The following is a 17269-nucleotide window of genomic DNA, read 5'->3' as shown; positions in this document are numbered from 1 at the left end:
CCGGTTAATGCCGACTCCAACCGCGGCCATCAATTGCGCAACCCTTACGGCGAGCAACCAGGTCCGCGAGAGCGGCGCCGGTTTAGGCGCAGAGCCGGTTTAGGCGCACAAAGGGGATACCGATGGATCACGGCGGGCACGGCATGACCATGGATCTGCCGCCGTTCACCCTCGCTCGCGGGTTGGAGTTCGGTGGCGATCCGTTCTTCCTGGTCGGCTGTGTGCTGGCGCTCGGGCTGTACGGGTGGGGCGTCGGGCGGCTGTGGCGGCGCGGTGACGCCTGGCCGGTGGGGCGCCTGGTCTCGTTCGTGCTCGGGGTGCTGACCATCGCGGTCGCGATGTGCACCAAGCTGAACGACTACGGCATGGTCATGTTCAGCGTCCATATGGTGCAGCACATGATCATCAGCATGGTGTCGCCGATCCTGCTGCTGCTGGGCGCGCCGGTCACGCTGACCCTGCGGGCCCTCCCGGCGGTCGGGCGCGGCCGCAAGGGGCCCCGGGAGCTGCTGGTCGCGCTGTTGCACAGCCGCTATATGCGGATCATCAGCCACCCGGCGTTCACGATCCCGCTGTTCATCGCGAGCCTGTACGCGCTGTACTTCACCTCGCTCTTCGACTTCCTGATGGGGAGCAAGGCCGGGCATATCACGATGATGGTCCACTTCCTCGCGGTGGGCCTGGTCTTCTTCTGGCCGATCATGGGCGTGGACCCGGGCCCGCACCGGCCCGGCTATGTGATGCGGATGCTGGAGCTGTTCGCGGGCATGCCGTTCCACGCGTTCTTCGGCATCGCGCTGATGATGGCGTCCGAGCCCATGGTCGGCGTGTACGAGCATCCGCCCGCCTCGCTGGGCATCGACGCGCTGTCGGACCAGACCTGGGCGGGCGGGATCGCCTGGGCCTTCAGCGAGGTCCCGTCGGTGATCGTCCTGGTGGCGCTGGTCTATCAGTGGTACAAGTCCGAGCAGCGCCAGGCGCGGCGCCTCGACCGCACCGCGGACCGGGACGGCGACCAGGAGCTCGCGGCGTACAACGCCTATCTGGCCTCGCTCCAGTCCCGGAGCCGCTGAGGGCGGGCCCTGCAGCCTGCTAGCGGCGGGGCCCCGGACCGCGAGACCATGGACCCGGGCCCTGAGCGGCCCGGGTCCTGGCGAAGGGGCGTCAGGACCGCCGTGAGGAGGTCGGGGATGCCCGGATCCGCGAAGACGATGACGGTGGCCACGGTGGGGGGCCTGGTGCTGGTGACGGCCTACACCGTGGCCCTGGGGAGCAACGGCTGGCTGTGGTTCGGCTGGGTGGTGCTCGGCCTGCTGACCGTGGGGGTCGTGGTGGCCCGGGGCTGAGCGGCGGGGCCGCCGCCATCCCTACGGAGCGGATCCCGGGGGCCTGCCCAGCAGCCACCGCCATAAGGCGACCCACCACGGGACGCGCCCGGGAGCCGTCGCCTCGGGCCCCCCGGTGGCCGCTTCCGGGGCCTCGTCCTCGGGCAGCCATCGCGGCCGCGGGGCGAAGAGGGTCGCGGAGGGGTCCTCCGTGCTCTCCGACTCGGGTCGGCGGGGCATGAACTCCACCGGCAGCGCCACGAGATGGCGGGAGATCCAGGACGAGAGCCAGGTCAGCTCGGACTCGTCGACGGCCAGCCGCAGATCGGGCAGCCGCAGCAGCAGGGTGTCGATGGCGGTGTCCGTGATGGCGCGGCCGATGTCCTGCCCCGGGCATTCATGGGGGCCGCCGCTGAAGGCGAGATGGGACCGGTTGCCGTACATGGGCGCGGCGATGTCGGGGCGGATGGCCGGGTCGACGTTTCCGGCGGCCAGCCCCAGCAGCAGCATGTCCCCGGCCTTGATCCGCTGACCGCCCAGCTCGGTGTCCCCGGTGGCCCAGCGGCCGGGGACGACCGTGAGCGGGGGCTCGTTCCACAGCACATGCTCGATGGCGTCCGGCAGGGTCATATGGCCACCGGCCAGGGAGGCGCGGAAGCGCGGGTCGGTGAGGACCATGCGCAGCGTGTTGGCCATCAGATTGGTGGTGGTCTCATTGCCGGTGAGCAGCACCAGCCGCAGATGCTGGACCACCTCCTCCTCGGTGAGGCCGGAGGGGTGGGCCAGCAGCCAGGACGCCAGATCCTCGCCGGGGTCGGCGCGTCTGCGGTCCACCAGGCCCTGGAGGGCCCCGGTGACATACGCGTCGCTGCGCAGCGCCGTCTCGGTGCCCTTCATCAGGTCCCGGGTGGCCTCGACCAGCCGCGGGCCGTACTCGTCGGGCATGCCCAGCAGTTGGGTGAGGACGAGCATGGGCAGTTGCTGGGCGAAGGCGGTGACCAGTTCGGCGTCCCCGTCGGCGCAGAAGTCGTTGACGAGCTGATGGGTGAAGCGGGTGACGTGGCGGCGGATCCCCCGGCGGTCCAGGCGCCCCATGGACTCGGTGAGCGCGGCCCGCAGCCGCTCGTGCTCGTCGCCGTCGGCGAAGGTGCACATGGGCTGCCATCCGACCACCGGGAGCAGGGGCGAGTCGGCGGTGATCCTCCCGTCCTTCCAGGCGTGCCAGTGGCGGGAGTCGCGGGAGAAGCGGGAGGGGGTACGGGACACCTCCAGGTTCTCGCGGTAGCCCAGCAGCAGCCAGGCCGGTATGCCACCGTCGAGCACGATCGGGGCCACCGGGCCGTGCTCGGCGCGCAGCCGCTCGTACAGGCCCATCGGGTCCTTCTCGTTCTCGGGCCCGAGGAGGTCCACCAGGCCGGCGTCGGACAGCGCGGGGTGGACGGGGCACCGGGTGGGCCGCAGATCGGCCGTCCCGGTGCCGGGGTCGTCGGGATGAGAGGTCACGGTGTCTCCGGGGTCACGGTGTGGAGGGATTGCAGATGCCGCACGAGGGTGAGGAGGGTGTCGCGGCTGGAGGCCCGGTCGCGGGCATCGCAGTCGATGATCGGTACGGAGTCGGGCAGATCCATGGCGGCGCGCAGCTCCGCCATGGGGTGGACGGGGGCCTCGGGGAACACGTTGACCGCGACCACGAAGGGCACACCGCGCTCCTCGAGCCGCCCGACCGCGTCGAAGCTGACCTCCAGACGGCGGGTGTCGATGAGGACCACGGCACCGAGGGCGCCCTCGAAGAGGCCGTTCCACAGGAACCAGAACCGCTCCTGACCGGGGGTGCCGAACAGATAGAGCACCAGCCGTTCGTTGAGGCTGATCCGGCCGAAGTCCATCGCGACGGTGGTCTCGGTCTTGCGCTCGATCCCGGCGATGTCGTCGACGCCGACCCCGGCCTGGGTCATGGTCTCCTCGGTGGTCAGCGGGCGGATCTCGCTCACCGAGCCGACCATGGTCGTCTTGCCGACCCCGAAGCCTCCGACGATCACCACCTTGACGGCGGCGGCCGCGGAGGCCGGGAGGGTGTCCTCGCTGCGCGGTCCGACGATTTCCTCAGCTTCCCCGGATGCCTCAGAGTTTCTGTAGTCCATGCATCACCGCCTGCAGCAGTTCGTGGTCGGGCAGCACGGCTGCCGGGACCGGCGCCCTGGCCTCCACCCGGCCGTCCCCCAGCAGCTCCGCGAGGATCACGATGACGGTGGAGACGGGCAGGACCAGATACGCGGAGATCTCCGCCACCGAAAGGGGGAACGGGCACATCCGCAGCACGGTGGCGGCTTCGGGGGCCATCCCCGGCTCCGGTTCGGCGCGCGCCACGATCAGGCTGACGAGTTCGACGGGCCGCTGCCGGGGTTCGTGCGGGGCGCGGCCCCGGCTGACGGTGTAGAGCCGCTCGGGCCCGCCCTCGTCCCACGCCTTGGCGGGCTCGCTCATGTCACCCGTCCGTCGACGCGCGGCGGACTGCTGAGGTGTTCGCCGAGCCGTGCGACCAGGTCTCTCATGCACTGGCCCATCAGCCCGGCGTCCACGCTGTCCTCGGCGAGCACCGCCAGATACGAGCTGACGCCGGCCGCCATCAGATAGAAGAAGCCGCCGTCGACCTCGATGACGACCAGCCGCATCCGCCCGTCCCCCTCGGGGAATTCGGTGGCGATCGCACCGGAGAGGCTCTGCAGCCCGGCGCAGGCGGCGGCCAGCCGGTCGGCGGTGTCCTTGTCCGTACCGACCTGGGCCATGCACAGGCCGTCCGAGGACAGCAGGACCACGTGGCGGGTCTGCGGAACGCTGGAGGCCAGGTCCCGGAGCATCCAGTCCATGTTGAACCGCGGTTGCGTCACTTGCCTACTCATCCTTGTCCGACGGGAGCGGGGTGTTCGGGGTGTTCGAGGTGCCGGGGGATTTCCGGGTGTCCGGCGCGGCGGCACCGGCGTCCGCCGCCGGGATCAGCTCGCCGTTGAGCCCCTTGGTGAAGGCGTCCAGCCAGATCCCCGGCTGGACGGGCGGCCCGGCCGGTTCGCGGGGCACGGGGGACGCGGCAGGGGGCCGGGAGTCGACCCTGATGGGCGGGGTGACCATGGGCATCCGGCGGCGGCGCTGCGGGAGTCCGGCGCCGTTCTGCCGGAAGCCGGGGCCGGGGCGGCCCTGCACGATAGGGCTGACGCGGGTGGGCGACGGCAGGGGCGTGGCCCGCTTGATGGGCTTGGGCTGGGGCAGTTTGGCCGCGCGGGCGATCGCGCCGCCGGGGGCGGGGGTGGGGCAGATGATGTCCTGCGGTACGACCAGCACCGCGCGCACTCCGCCGTACGCCGAGGGCCGCAGCGAGACCTGGAACCGGTACTTCACGGCGAGCCGGCCGACCACGGCCAGACCGAGCCGCGGTGTCTCGCCCAGGTCGTTGAGGTCGAATCCGGTCGTCGCCTGGACCAGCACCGCGTCGGTGCGTCTGCGCGCCTCCTCCGACAGGCCCACCCCGGCGTCCTCGATCTCGATCGCGACCCCGGACTGGACCTCGATCGCGGTCAGATGCACCCGGGTCTTGGGCGGCGAGTAGCGGGTGGCGTTGTCCAGCAGTTCGGCGAGGGCGTGGATCAGCGGCTCCACCGAGGGCCCGACGATGGCGACGTCCGCCACCGAGTGCAGATCCACCCGCTCGTACTCGAGGATGCGGGACATGGCGCCGCGGCAGACGTTGAACAGCGGCACCTCCTTCTGCCACTGGCGGCCCGGGCGCTGGCCGCCCAGGACCGCGATGGAGTCCGCCAGCCGGCCGATGAGTGCGTTGCCGTGGTCCAGGTGGAGGAGGTCTTCGAAGACGTCCGGGTCGGCGCCGTGCTTGTCCTCCATCTCCCGCACGTCCTGGGCCTGTTGGTGGACGATGGCCTGCACCCGGCGGGCGATGTTGACGAAGGCCCGCTGGCCCGCGTCCCTCAGGTCCTCCTCGGCCCGCACGGTTTCCAGCGCCGACCGCAGCAGAAGCTCGTGGGCGGCGTCGAAGTCGGGGTCGATGCGGGGCGCGTGGTCGATGGCCCGCATCGCCTCGTCCACCATGGCGCCGCGCTGCAGCCGGGTCACCGCCACGGGCAGCAGCTCCCGGGCCAGCCGCCGGATCGCCGTCTCCTGGTCCACCAGGCGCTGCCGCAGCTCGGTCTCCTGGGCCGTGAGCCGGGTGCGCAGCGTGGTGATCAGCCGGCCGCGGCGCATCGCCTCGGCCGCCGCCAGGGCCACCGCGAACGTCGCCGCCACCCCGCACCAGGCGACCGTGGCCCGCGCCCCGGACGGGACCACGACGACGGCCAGCGCCGCGCAGAACGCCATCGCGGCGGGAGGGATGACCCATACGAGCGTGGAGGCGGGCCGTCGGCCTCCGGATGAGGTGCCGGCGAAAACCATGGACATCCTTAAAAACAGCGAAGAGAAAACGCGTACGAAATACGGGCGGTGAGCCAGCCCGCCATGGGCCCTGGAGCTTAGCGGTTTCACCGACGCGCGAATCGAATATGCCTTTTTCTTCGAAATGCGTCACGGTGAATTCAGAGAGCGCGAAAAAGCGATCATCTTGTACTCACCGTTTGACCGTGAATGATCGCGCCATGGGCGAATCTGCTCGTGGCGAAGGAGTCTGGGCAGCGTGGCGGCCGGGCCGTAGCGTCCCGGCATGACCAATGGCAGCGCATGTGTGATCGGGGCGACGGGGCAGATCGGCCGGGCGGCGGTGCGCGCGCTCGCCGCCGAGGGATGGCGGGTGCGGGCGGCCTCGCGCGGCGGGGGCCGCGACGAGAGCTGGCCCGCGTCCGTGGTGAACGTGGCCGTCGACCGGGACGACGACGCCGCGGTGGCCGCGCTGATCGGGGACGGCTGCGATGTGGTGCTGGACTGCGTCGCCTACGGGCAGGCGCACGCACGGCAGTTGCTGGGGCTCGCCGACCGCATCGGATCGGCGGTGGTGATGTCCACCGGGGCGGTGTACGAGGACGACCGGGGCCGGGGCTTCGGGACCCAGGACCGGCCGGACGGCGCCCCGCGCTATCCGGTGCCGCTCCCCGAGTCCCAGCGGACCGTCCCGCCGGGCGAGGGCTACGGCAGCCGGAAGGTCGCGCTGGAGCGGGAGCTGCTGGCCGCCGGGGACCGGCTGCCGACGACCCTGCTGCGCGCCGGGGCGATCCACGGCCCGCACTGCCGTACGCCCCGTGAGCTGTACTTCGTCAAACGGGCGCTGGACAAGCGGCCGGTGCGGATCCTGGCGTACGGCGGCCGCAGCCGGTTCCATCCGGTGCATGTCGACAACATCGCGGAGCTGGTGCGGCTGGCCGCCCACCGGCCCGGTTCACGGGTGCTCAACGCGGGCGATCCGCAGGCCCCGACGGTCGCCGACATCGCCACCGCCGTGGACGCGGTGCTGGGGGTGCGCGGCGAGCTGGTGCTGATCGACGGGGAGCCGCCGCATCCGCATATCGGCAGCACCCCCTGGAGCCTGGCCCACCCGCTGGTCTACGACATGTCCGCCGCCGAACGGGAGTTGGACTACCACCCGGTGACCGGCTATATGGAATCGCTGCCGACGACCGTCGCCTGGCTCGCGGACCGGCTGGCGGCCACCCCGGACTGGCGCACCGCCTTCCCCGACATGGCGGCCGCTTACGACCCGATGGCCGATCTGTTCGACTACGCGGCCGAGGACGCGTGGCTGCGCAGCGGCGGACACGCGACCTGATCGCTTCGGGGGAAACGGCGCCGGGCCCGTGCGTTCCCCGCACGGGCCCGGCCCTTCACCACATACCGCTTCTCGTCGACTACTTGACGAGGGCGGCGGCCTCCTTGGCGGCCTTCGCGGCCTTCGCGGGCGCACCCGACTTCGCGGGCACCGGCGTGGCGTGCGGAGCGCAGGTCACGTCCTTGGCGTCCACCGTGCCCTTGAGCAGGTAGGCGTCCACCCGGTCGTTGACACACGGGTTGACCAGACCGGTGACCCCGTGCGAACCGGCGTCCTTCTCGGTGACCAGGCGCGAACCCTTCAGCCGCTTGTGCAGCTCCACCGCGCCCTCGTACGGGGTCGCGGCGTCACGGGTGCTCTGCACGATCAGCGTCTTGGGCAGCCCCTTGGCGGCCCCCACCTCCAGCGGGGTGTGCTGCTTGGCACCCCAGGTGGCGCACGGAATGTTCATCCAGGCGTTGGACCAGGTCAGGAAGGGGTAGTCGCGGTGGAGCCGGGTGTTGTCCCGGTCCCACTTCGCCCAACTGGTCGGCCACTTGGTGTCCGCGCACTCGACGGCGGTGTAGACGGCGTTGCCGTTCTCCGAGGCGATGTTGCCCGCGGTGTCGGACATGTCCGGGCCCGCGGCCTCGACCAGCGCCTTCTCATCGCCGGCGAGGTAGTCGCTCCACACCTGGGCGACGGTGGCCCACGACGAGTCGTAGTACGGAGCGCTCTGGAAGAGCCCGAGCAGCTCGGCCGGGCCCACGACCCCGCCGATGGGGCTCTTCTTGGCGGCCGCGCGCAGCGTCTCCCACTGCTTCTGGACCTTCGCGGGGGTGTCGCCGATGTGGTAGGCGGCGTCGTTCTTGGCGACCCACGCCTTCCAGTCGTTCCAGCGCATCTCGAAGGCGACGTCCTGGTCCAGGTTGGCCTGGTACCAGATCTTCTCCCGCGAGGGGTTGACCACGCTGTCCACGATCAGCCGGCGCACATGGGTCGGGAAGAGCGTCGCGTAGACGCCCCCGATGTACGTTCCGTAGGACACGCCCAGGTAGTTGAGCTTCTTGTCGCCGAGCGCGGCCCGGATGACGTCGATGTCACGGGCGGTGTTGGGCGTCGTCATCTGCGGCAGCATCCAGCCGCTGCGCTCCTTGCAGCCCTCGGCGTACTCCCGGGCCAGCTTGCGCTGGACGCGCTTGTCCGCCTCGCTGTCGGGCACCGGGTCCGGCTTCGGGGCCTTGACGTACTCCTGCGGGTCCGCGCAGGAGATGGCCGTGGAGTGACCCACCCCGCGCGGGTCGAAGCCGACGAAGTCGTACGCCTTCGAAGTCTTCGTCCACAGCGGGTTCTTGGTGGTGACCCTGGTCGGGAAGCGCAGCCCGGAGCCGCCGGGCCCGCCCGGGTTGTAGATCAGCGAACCCTGCCGCTCGGAGGCGGTGCCGGTGTTGCCGATCCGGTCCACCGCGAGCTTGATGGTGCGGCCGTTCGGCTTGGCGTAGTCGAGCGGGACGGTGACATAGCCGCACTGGATGGGCTTCGCCAGCCCCCAGTCGGCCGGGCAGTCCGTCCAGTCGATGCCCTTCTTCGCGGCCTTGGCCGCGGCCACCGCCACGCCACGCGCCTCGGCGGCCCCAGCGGGCGTCCGCTCCGAGGCCCCAGCCGTGGGGGCGGCCAGCGCACCGGTTATCAGCGCCCCGGTGATCACACCACCGGCCACGCCGAAGAGTGCTGTGCGTCTCACGTAGTAATCCCCCTGCTTGGTTGTTGCGCCGCCTGGAGCGGCGATGATCACAGAGTGTCAGGCAGGATTCTTCTGTCTTGCTTACCGCCGAGTACAGGGCAAACCGCCGATTCTTTATCAAGACGTGAACATCAGCCCACGGCCGCGCCCGCCTCATCGAGCGCGCGGCGGAGGTGGAGGGCGTCCGGGGCCGCGGCGGTGGCCAGGGCGGCGGGGCCGGTCAGCGGCGTGAGGACGGCGGTCCCGGTGAGGGCGCGGGGGGCGACGGGGCCGGTGGCGTAGGACGGGTCGACGACGAGGAGCTGGCCCACCGCGCGATGGCCGCCGAGTACCGCGCCGCCGTCCCAGCCGGGGGCGCCGGGGCCGTAGGAGAGCTCCTGGTCGAGGAGGGGGCGCCCGGCGCGGTGGACGGTGAGGCGGGCCGTCAGATGGCCCGGAGATTCGCCGGTACGGCCCAGGATCTGCTCCTCGCGGAGCACCAGACGGGCGGTGGGGGCGAGTTCGACCCTGGTGGTCATGCGCAGATCGCTGCCCTGGGCGGAGATCAGGGGCTCGGGCAGCCAGTGCAGGGTCGCACCGTCGGCGACGGTCAGCCGGATCTCGTAGTGGGCGGGCCGGCCCGTCCGCCCGGGCAGGGCGATGGTGGCCGCGGCGGAACCGATGTGCAGCCGGGCCCCCGGTCCGGCCGTCACCTCCAGGGCGATGCGATCCCCACCGAGGGGCGCGCTCATGGCCCCGACCACGGTAACGCGCGCCTCCCCGCCCACGGCCCGGGTGCGCCGTAGGGCGAGCGGGCCGTCCCCGGCGAGGACGGGCAGCGCGGTACCGCCGCGACCGTCCGCCTCGGCGACGATGCGGGCGGTGGCCTGCAGGCCGGTGCTTGGGGTGGCGGGGGTGCCGGGGGTGGCTGGTGCAGCGGAAGCGCCCGACGTACCGGGGGCGGCCTTCGTACCTGAGGCACCCGGGGCGCGTCCGTTGTCCGGGGTTTCCCGCGCCGAGCCGCGCCCGGACGTCCGCGGCGAGGGGTGCGGCCGTGCCCCGCCCGACGCGGCCGGATCGCCCGCCCACGGCGGCTCCGCGCGGGCCGCCGCGTCCTGAGCGGGCGTCATGCCGCCGCCGTCCAGGCGGCCAGGCGGGTGCGGACCCAGTCGGCGATGGGGCGGACGCCGTCCTCGGCGACCAGGGAGGTGAAGGCGACGGGGAGTTCACCGCGCTGGGCCTTGGCGTCGCGGGCCATGCGCTCCAGGTCGGAGCCGACGTACGGGGCGAGGTCGGTCTTGTTGACGACGAGCAGATCGGCCGTGGTCACGCCGGGGCCGCCCTTACGGGGGATGTCGTCGCCGCCCGCGACATCGATGACGAACACCTGCGCGTCGACCAGGCCCTTGGAGAAGGTCGCGGTGAGGTTGTCGCCGCCGGACTCGACGAGGATCAGATCGAGCGGGCCCACGGTCTCCTCGAGCTCCTCGACCGCCTCCAGGTTGGCGGAGATGTCGTCGCGGATCGCGGTGTGCGGGCAGGCGCCGGTCTCCACGGCGGTGATGCGTGTCGCCGGCAGTACGGCGTTGCGCAGCAGGAACTCGGCGTCCTCGCGCGTGTAGATGTCATTGGTGACGACGGCGATGGAGAGCTGGTCGCGCAGCGCCCGGCACAGCGCCGCGACGGTCGCGGTCTTGCCCGAGCCCACCGGTCCGCCGAGGCCGATGCGCAGCGCCCGGCGGGTGCCGTCGGGGCGGTGGGGGGCGGCGGCGCCGTAGGTGTGGCGCGGGGGGTAGGTGTCCGCGTGGTCGAGATGCATGACGGCTCCGTGGTTCCAACGGGGTGCGGGGGGATAGGGGTCACCGCCTCGGTCATGAGGCGAAGAGACGTACGGACCAGGTGGCGTGCTGTTCGGCGGCGATGTCGAGCAGGGGTGCGGAGGCGGCGGGCAGCGCGCCCGGGCCCTCGTCGAGGGCGCGCCGAGCCGCCTCGGCGGCCCGCGCCGCGACCCGGTCGAGCTCGGGGGCGAGGCGGGCGAGGACGGCGGTGGCGTGGAAGGGGTCCAGGCTCAGCAGCCGTACGGCGGCGGTCGCGGGCCCGCTCACCGCCTCGTACCCGGCGGCGTACGCGGCGTCCCGCGACCCGAGTCCGGCGGCGCGCGCGACGAGTCCGAGCACCACGGGCTGATGCGCCCCGCGCGGCCGGGCGGCGGCCAGGGCGTCCAGCTCGGGCGACGGCCAGGTGGCGCGGGCGGCGCGCATCAACTGGCGGCCGAGCCGCCGGGCGGTGGTGCGCAGCGTGGGGACGGGAGTACGGGCGTCCGCCGCCTCGTCCAGCGCGAGCGGGTCGAGCCCGGAGGCGGCAGCGGCGGCGAGCCCGGCCGCGGTGAGCCCGGCGGTGTGCAACCGGCCCCGGCAGAACGCCTCCAGGGAGGCCGCGTCGCGGATCCGCCCCGCGGCGACGGCAGCCTCGGCCCCGCCGGAGTGGGCATGGCCTCCGGCCGGGAACCGGCCATCGGCCAGAATCAGCAACGCGGCGACCCCACCCTGGGCTCCGCCCCGGACCTCACCGGGCGCGTCACCACGGACCCGTCCGGGAGTGTCCCCCCGAGCCCCACCACGGCCTTCGCCCTGAACCTCGCCGCAGGCTTCGCCCCAGAGCCCACCGGGCGCTTCGCCCCGGGACTCACCGCAGGCTTCGCCCTGAGACCCGCCGGGGGTGGCGCCCCGGACCTCACCGGGCGCATCGCCACGGACCCCGCCGGGGACTTCGCCCCGAACCCCGCCAAGGGCTTCACCCCAGACCTCGCCCCGCACATCACCACGCGCCCCGCCGGGGACTTCACCCCGAACCCCACCACCCACATCACCCCAAACCCCGCCGCGGGCGTCACCCCAGACCTCGCCCCGCACATCACCACGCGCCCCGCCGGGGACTTCACCCCGAACCCCACCACCCACATCACCCCAAACCCCGCCGCGGGCGTCACCCCAGACCTCGCCCCGCACATCACCACGCGCCCCGCCGGGGACTTCACCCCGAACCCCACCACCCACATCACCCCGAACCCCGCCGGGCGCCGCACCCCCGGCCCCGGGCCCCCCATGCATGCCCCGTCGCCCCGCCCCCGCCGCTCGCCCTACCGGCATGCCTCCCGCCGGCCGGCGGGCCTGATGCGGTCCGTCCGGGGGCGGGTTGTCGGGGGTCCAGGGGGCGGCGCCCCCTGGTTGCGGGGAGGGGCGGGGTTGGGGAAGGTCCGCCGGCGGCCCACCCGTGGCCGGACCGCCGCGGCCGTCCCGGGGCGTGGGCTGCGGGATCTCGTTCGTGGTCATGACGGGCCCCGTCAGAAGAGGAAGTACCGCTGGGCCATGGGGAGTTCCGCCGCCGGGGCGGGTTCCACGGGCTCGCCGTCGATCGTCACCGTGAACGTGTCGGGGTCGACCTCGACTCGCGGCAGGGCGTCGTTCTCCCGCATGTCCGCCTTGGTGACCCCTCGCGTGGAGCGGATCGGGGCGAACCGCTTACCGAGCGCCAGCCGGTCCACCAGCCCGTCGTCCAGCGCCGCCTGGGTCACGAAGTTGACCGAGCCCGTGGCCGCCGCGCGGCCGAGCGCGCCGAACATGGGGCGCGGCAGGACCGGCTGCGGGGTCGGGATGGAGGCGTTGGCGTCGCCCATCTGCGCGTAGGCGATCTGTCCGCCCTTGATCACCAGTTGCGGTTTGACGCCGAAGAACGCGGGGTCCCACAGCACGAGATCGGCCAGCTTCCCGGTTTCGATGGAGCCGATCTCCCCGTCGAGGCCCTGGGCCACCGCCGGGTTGATGGTGTATTTGGCGACATAGCGACGCGCCCGGTGGTTGTCGGCGCGGCCGTCGCCGGGGAGGGCTCCGCGCCGCCGTTTCATCACATGCGCGGTCTGCCAGGTGCGCAGCACCACCTCGCCGATCCGTCCCATGGCCTGGGAGTCGGAGGAGATGATCGAGATCGCGCCGAGGTCGTGCAGTACGTCCTCGGCGGCGATGGTGCTGGGCCGGATGCGGGACTCGGCGAAGGCGAGGTCCTCGGGGACGGCCGGGTTGAGGTGGTGGCAGACCATCAGCATGTCGAGGTGTTCATCGACCGTGTTGACGGTGTGCGGGCGGGTCGGATTGGTGGAGCTGGGCAGCACATTCGGCTGGGAGACCACGGTGATGATGTCGGGTGCGTGCCCGCCGCCCGCGCCCTCGGTGTGATACGCGTGGACGGAGCGCCCGGCGATGGCGGCGAGGGTGTCACCGACGAAGCCCGCCTCGTTGAGGGTGTCGGTGTGGATGGCGAGCTGGGCGCCGCTCTCCTCGCAGACGCCGAGGCAGGCGTCGATGGCGGCGGGGGTCGCCCCCCAGTCCTCATGGATCTTGAATCCGAGGGCTCCGCCGCGCAGTTGGGACCACATCGCCTCGCGCGCGACGGTGTTGCCCTTGCCGAGCAGTCCGATGTTGACCGGATATCCCTCCAAGGCCTCGAACATCCGGGCGAGATGCCAGGGGCCGGGGGTGATGGTGGTCGCCTTGGTGCCCTCGGCGGGGCCGGTGCCGCCGCCGACGAGGGTGGTGATCCCGGAGCAGAGCGCCTGGTCGATGAGGGTCGGGGAGATGAAGTGGACATGGGCGTCGATGGCGCCAGCGGTGAGGATCCTGCCGTTGCCCGCGATGACCTCGGTCTCGGGCCCGATGACGAGGTCGGGGTGGACGCCGTCCATGGTGTCGGGGTTCCCGGCCTTGCCGATGCCGGTGATACGGCCGTCGCGCAGGCCGATATCCGCCTTGACGACGCCCCAGTGGTCGAGCACGACCGCGCCGGTGATCACGGTGTCGGGGGTGCCCTCGGCGCGGCTGGCGCGGGACTGGCCCATGGATTCGCGGATCACCTTGCCGCCGCCGAAGACCGCCTCGTCCCCGGCCCGGCCGGGACCGCCGCTGCGGTCCTCCTCGATCTCGATGAACAGGTCGGTGTCGGCGAGCCGGATGCGGTCCCCGGTGGTGGGGCCGAAGAGATCGGCGTACGCCGCGCGGTGGAGCTCAGCCATCGAGCCGTCCTCCCGTCTCCCCGCGCAGCCCCGGCACGATCCGCTCCCCCGCGATCGGGATCAGGGCGACCTCGACGGGGATGCCCGGTTCGAAGCGCACGGCGGTGCCCGCGGCGATATTCAGCCGCTTGCCGTGGGCGGCGGCGCGGTCGAAGTCGAGGCCGGGGTTGGCCTCGGCGAAGTGGTAGTGGGAGCCGACCTGGACGGGCCGGTCGGCGGCGTTGAGCACGGTGAGACGGGTGACGGGCCGCCCCTCGTTGAGGGTCACCGGCTCATCGGCGTGGCGGATCTCTCCGGGGATCACGGATACGCCCTCCCGTCAGGCGATCGGCTGATGGACGGTGACGAGCTTGGTGCCGTCGGGGAAGGTGGCCTCGACCTGGACGTCGTGGAGCATCTCGGGGACGCCCTCCATGACCTCGTCGCGGGTGAGCACCTGGCGGCCGGAGGCCATCAGCTCGGCGACGCCGCGGCCGTCGCGGGCCCCCTCCAGGATGTGGGCGGTGATCAGCGCCGTCGCCTCGGGGTGGTTGAGGAGCACGCCCCGGGCCCGTCGCTTCTCGGCCACGTCGGCGGCCACATGGATGAGCAGACGTTCCTGCTCATGTGGGGTCAATTGCATGCTTCCCACCTCATCCTCGTCCTGCCCGGCGGAAACCACCCGCTCAGCACGTCCGGGGCGGCTCGCACCCGGCCTGAGCAGGCTAGTTCCATGGCGTTTCGTCAGCGTTAACTGATCAGTCCCCATCGACGCTGGTCAAGCCGGTCGGGCGGGTCTCGGACACGCTCCGGCCCCGCACCCGATTTCCGCTCGGCGGACCCCTGTGTCCGCCTATCGCACTTGACGGCCCGCCGCGTACCCCCGATTCTCATGACCGCACCACCATGATTCACCTGCTCCGCTCCAACCCCCCACATCACAACGGAGCCCAACTGTGAAGCGAATAGTGTCATTTCGCCGTGGAACCCTCGCGGCGGCAACCGGTGCCGCGCTCACCGCGGCCCTGCTGACCGGCGCCTCCGGCGCCGAGGCCACCATCAACAACCAGGCCGCGGCCCCCGACGTGGACGTCGCGGCGGTCAAGGCCGATCTGGGCGAACTGCAGTCCATCGCCGACGCCAACGGCGGGAACCGCGCCCATGGCCAGCCCGGCTACCAGAAGTCCGTGGACTTCATCAAGGGCAAGCTGGACGCGGCCGGATTCACCACCTCCGTCCAGGAGTTCACCTCCGGCGGCAAGAAGGGCTACAACCTCATCGCCGACTGGAAGGGCGGCTCCGAGGACAAGGTCGTGATGGCCGGATCGCATCTCGACTCGGTCGAGGCCGGCCCCGGCATCAACGACAACGGCTCCGGCTCGGCCGCGATCCTCGAGATCGCGCTCGCCGTGGCCAAGGCCGACCTCCAGCCCACCAAGCACCTGCGGTTCGCCTGGTGGGGCGACGAGGAGGACGGCATGGTCGGCTCGACGCACTACGTCGACAGCCTGGCGGACGGCGACAAGTCGAAGATCGACTCCTATCTCAACTTCGACATGCTCGCCTCACCCAACCCGGGCTACTTCGTCTACGACGACGACCCCGAGCTGGAGAAGGTCTTCACCGACTGGTACTCCGCGAAGAACATCTCCACCGACCCGGAGACCGAGGGCGACGGCCGCTCGGACCACGCCCCGTTCAAGGACGCGGGGGTGCGGGTCGGCGGTCTGTTCACCGGCGCCGAGGCCACCATGAGCCAGGAGCAGGCCGACAAGTGGGGCGGCAAGGCGGGCGAGGCGTTCGACCCGTGCTACCACTCCGCCTGCGACAAGGCGTCGAACATCGACGACAAGGCGCTGGACCTGAACACCGACGCCATCGCCAACGCCATCTGGACGCTCAGCTCCTGACGAGCGTCCCAGCACCCGACCGGCGCTGAGCCGGTCTCGTCCCGTCCGTCACTTCTCGCGGCCCGGACGCCGATCCCCGGCGTCCGGGCCGTTGTGTTCCGCCGCGATGCCGAAGCGCCGCCGTTCGCCCGGAGCGGACGAGGTGGGGCGCGTCGATGACACGGTACTGATCACCTGCTCCTCCGCGCGCTCCTCCGCGTCCGCCTCCATCTCCTCCAGCCGCCGCAGGTCAGCGGCGGAGACCAGGGCGACAAGCGGCTTCCCGTGGCGCGTGACGACCACCCTCTCGCCGCCGTACACCACGCGGTTGATCAGCTCCGCGAGCTCTGCACGGGCTTGCGTCACCGGAATCTCGTAAGCCATGCTCCCATCATATCGGGATGTACGTCCTGTACATTTCTTACGGAGCCAAGCCAACGACGCCCGACGACGCCGAGAGGTGACGCGATGGAACGATCGACCGCGCGCTATGTCCTGCCCGAGTTCACCGAGCGCACCAGTTCGGGGACGCACACCATGGACCCGTACTCCAAGCTGCTCTCCGAGCGCATCGTCTTCCTCGGCACCCCCATCGACGACACCGCCGCCAACGATGTGATCGCGCAGCTCATCCATCTCGAGCACGCCGCGCCCGGCCAGGACATCTCGCTCTACATCAACTCGCCCGGCGGCTCGTTCGGGGCCATGACGGCGGTCTACGACACCCTGCACTTCATCTCCTGCGACGTCGAGACGATCTGCCTGGGCCAGGCCGCCTCGGCGGCCGCCGTGCTGCTGGCCGCCGGCACCCCGGGCAAGCGGCTGGCCCTGCCGGGGGCGCGGATCCTCATCCACCAGGCCGGGTTCGCCGAGCCGGTCGAGGGCACCACCTCCGATCTCGAGATCCAGGCCAATGAGCTGCGGCGCACCCAGGAGACGCTCGAGCAGATGCTGGTGCGGCACACCGGCCGGAGCGCCGAGCGGATCCGGGCCGATATCGACCGCGACAAGATCTTCGACGCCGAGAGCGCGGTGGCGTACGGGCTGGTGGACCAGGTCACCCAGAGCCGTAAGCGGCCGGGCGCGCCGCTGCGGTCGAGGTGAGCGCGGTGCTGCCACCCGAGCTGCCACCGCTGCCCGCGCTCACCCGCGCCGAGGGGAGCGTCGTGGACGGCTATCTGGACGTGGTCGATCTGCTGGGCCGGATCAATCCGGCGCGCGGCCGCGACACCTACGGCGGTCTGCGGGCCGCCCAGGCCCTGGTGGGGAAGGCCACCGCGCTACGGGACGCGCTGGCGCTGATGCATGAGCGCGGGGAGAGCGAGCTGCACACCGCGACCCTGGCCCGGGCGCTGCGGGTGCTGGACGGGGAGCGACGCGCGGAGCGGGTCACACTGCCCCCGGCGCTGCGCGCCTGAGACGCGCCCGTCGGGGCGCGGGCCGTCGCCCGCCGCGGACGCGGGACCGTCGCCCGCCGGGGACGCGGGACCGTCGCCCGCCAGGGGCGCGGGACCGTCGCCCGCCGGGGCACGAGCCGTCGCCCGAACG

At 72.1% G+C, this 17269-nt stretch carries 19 protein-coding genes; 6 read left to right on the top strand and 13 right to left on the bottom strand.

Features of this window, described 5'->3' with window-relative positions:
- Window positions 1-122 precede the first annotated feature (122 nt).
- Complete coding sequence (locus STRVI_RS16115; protein ID WP_014056723.1) at window positions 123-1073, top strand: cytochrome c oxidase assembly protein; 951 nt, start codon at window positions 123-125, stop codon at window positions 1071-1073.
- 117 nt (window positions 1074-1190) lie between these two features.
- Window positions 1191-1346: a hypothetical protein gene (locus STRVI_RS52695; protein WP_014056722.1), complete on the top strand. Its 156-nt coding sequence runs from the start codon at window positions 1191-1193 to the stop codon at window positions 1344-1346.
- 21 nt (window positions 1347-1367) lie between these two features.
- Here the strand turns inward: STRVI_RS52695 and STRVI_RS16105 are convergent, their stop codons facing one another.
- The 5 genes from STRVI_RS16105 to STRVI_RS16085 are packed head-to-tail and all read right to left on the bottom strand — an operon-like array spanning window position 1368 to window position 5765.
- Window positions 1368-2828 (bottom strand): cytochrome P450, encoded by a 1461-nt coding sequence (locus tag STRVI_RS16105; protein WP_014056721.1) that lies wholly within the window; start codon window positions 2826-2828, stop codon window positions 1368-1370.
- Complete coding sequence (locus tag STRVI_RS16100) at window positions 2825-3466, bottom strand: GTP-binding protein (protein WP_014056720.1); 642 nt, start codon at window positions 3464-3466, stop codon at window positions 2825-2827. Before STRVI_RS16100 ends, STRVI_RS16105 begins: the two co-directional genes overlap by 4 nt.
- The gene (locus STRVI_RS16095) at window positions 3447-3809 is read right to left on the bottom strand and encodes a DUF742 domain-containing protein (RefSeq protein ID WP_014056719.1); all 363 of its coding nucleotides are present in this window, start codon (window positions 3807-3809) and stop codon (window positions 3447-3449) included. Before STRVI_RS16095 ends, STRVI_RS16100 begins: the two co-directional genes overlap by 20 nt.
- Window positions 3806-4225, bottom strand: a complete 420-nt coding sequence (locus STRVI_RS16090) for a roadblock/LC7 domain-containing protein (RefSeq protein ID WP_014056718.1) — start codon at window positions 4223-4225, stop codon at window positions 3806-3808. The genes STRVI_RS16095 and STRVI_RS16090 overlap by 4 nt, the downstream gene beginning before the upstream one ends.
- On the bottom strand, window positions 4218-5765 hold the full coding sequence (locus tag STRVI_RS16085; protein WP_014056717.1) for a sensor histidine kinase: 1548 nt from the start codon (window positions 5763-5765) through the stop codon (window positions 4218-4220). The genes STRVI_RS16090 and STRVI_RS16085 overlap by 8 nt, the downstream gene beginning before the upstream one ends.
- Window positions 5766-6030: 265 nt before the next feature.
- Here STRVI_RS16085 and STRVI_RS16080 point away from each other — a divergent pair, with 265 nt between their 5' ends.
- Window positions 6031-7086, top strand: coding sequence for an NAD-dependent epimerase/dehydratase family protein (locus tag STRVI_RS16080; RefSeq protein ID WP_014056716.1), 1056 nt, complete (start codon window positions 6031-6033; stop codon window positions 7084-7086).
- Window positions 7087-7165: 79 nt separating this feature from the next.
- Here STRVI_RS16080 and STRVI_RS16075 read toward each other — a convergent pair whose 3' ends face one another.
- From STRVI_RS16075 to STRVI_RS16040, 7 genes are all read right to left on the bottom strand, one after another.
- Window positions 7166-8809 carry an alpha/beta hydrolase gene (locus tag STRVI_RS16075; protein ID WP_014056715.1) on the bottom strand — a complete coding sequence of 548 codons (1644 nt, stop codon included), beginning with the start codon at window positions 8807-8809 and terminating at the stop codon, window positions 7166-7168.
- A 131-nt stretch (window positions 8810-8940) separates the two neighbouring features.
- A complete protein-coding gene (locus tag STRVI_RS16070; RefSeq protein WP_014056714.1) occupies window positions 8941-9918 on the bottom strand; it encodes an urease accessory protein UreD in 978 nt (325 codons plus the stop codon).
- Entirely contained in the window at window positions 9915-10607 is a 693-nt protein-coding gene (gene ureG / locus STRVI_RS16065; RefSeq protein ID WP_014056713.1) for an urease accessory protein UreG, read from the bottom strand. The genes STRVI_RS16070 and ureG overlap by 4 nt, the downstream gene beginning before the upstream one ends.
- A 52-nt stretch (window positions 10608-10659) precedes the next feature.
- The gene (locus STRVI_RS16060; protein WP_014056712.1) at window positions 10660-11319 is read right to left on the bottom strand and encodes an urease accessory protein UreF; all 660 of its coding nucleotides are present in this window, start codon (window positions 11317-11319) and stop codon (window positions 10660-10662) included.
- Window positions 11320-12131: 812 nt separating this feature from the next.
- Window positions 12132-13853 carry an urease subunit alpha gene (locus STRVI_RS16050; RefSeq protein WP_014056711.1) on the bottom strand — a complete coding sequence of 574 codons (1722 nt, stop codon included), beginning with the start codon at window positions 13851-13853 and terminating at the stop codon, window positions 12132-12134.
- Window positions 13846-14157 (bottom strand): urease subunit beta, encoded by a 312-nt coding sequence (locus tag STRVI_RS16045; RefSeq protein ID WP_014056710.1) that lies wholly within the window; start codon window positions 14155-14157, stop codon window positions 13846-13848. The genes STRVI_RS16050 and STRVI_RS16045 overlap by 8 nt, the downstream gene beginning before the upstream one ends.
- A 15-nt stretch (window positions 14158-14172) precedes the next feature.
- Window positions 14173-14475: an urease subunit gamma gene (locus STRVI_RS16040; protein ID WP_014056709.1), complete on the bottom strand. Its 303-nt coding sequence runs from the start codon at window positions 14473-14475 to the stop codon at window positions 14173-14175.
- Window positions 14476-14788: 313 nt separating this feature from the next.
- Here STRVI_RS16040 and STRVI_RS16035 point away from each other — a divergent pair, with 313 nt between their 5' ends.
- The gene (locus STRVI_RS16035; RefSeq protein ID WP_014056708.1) at window positions 14789-15742 is read left to right on the top strand and encodes a M28 family metallopeptidase; all 954 of its coding nucleotides are present in this window, start codon (window positions 14789-14791) and stop codon (window positions 15740-15742) included.
- Window positions 15743-15790: 48 nt separating this feature from the next.
- On the opposite strand, the gene STRVI_RS16030 is transcribed toward STRVI_RS16035, so the two are convergent.
- The gene (locus STRVI_RS16030) at window positions 15791-16105 is read right to left on the bottom strand and encodes a type II toxin-antitoxin system Phd/YefM family antitoxin (RefSeq protein WP_014056707.1); all 315 of its coding nucleotides are present in this window, start codon (window positions 16103-16105) and stop codon (window positions 15791-15793) included.
- Between the two features lie 84 nt (window positions 16106-16189).
- Here STRVI_RS16030 and STRVI_RS16025 point away from each other — a divergent pair, with 84 nt between their 5' ends.
- Both STRVI_RS16025 and STRVI_RS16020 read left to right on the top strand, forming a co-directional pair.
- Entirely contained in the window at window positions 16190-16825 is a 636-nt protein-coding gene (locus STRVI_RS16025) for an ATP-dependent Clp protease proteolytic subunit (protein WP_014056706.1), read from the top strand.
- 5 nt (window positions 16826-16830) lie between these two features.
- A complete protein-coding gene (locus STRVI_RS16020; protein WP_014056705.1) occupies window positions 16831-17139 on the top strand; it encodes a hypothetical protein in 309 nt (102 codons plus the stop codon).
- Window positions 17140-17269 lie beyond the last annotated feature (130 nt).

It is taken from the genome of Streptomyces violaceusniger Tu 4113 (assembly GCF_000147815.2).
Lineage (GTDB): Bacteria > Actinomycetota > Actinomycetes > Streptomycetales > Streptomycetaceae > Streptomyces > Streptomyces violaceusniger_A.
The sequence above is the reverse complement of the archived record's forward strand: the minus strand, read 5'-3'. Positions and strand labels throughout refer to the sequence as shown.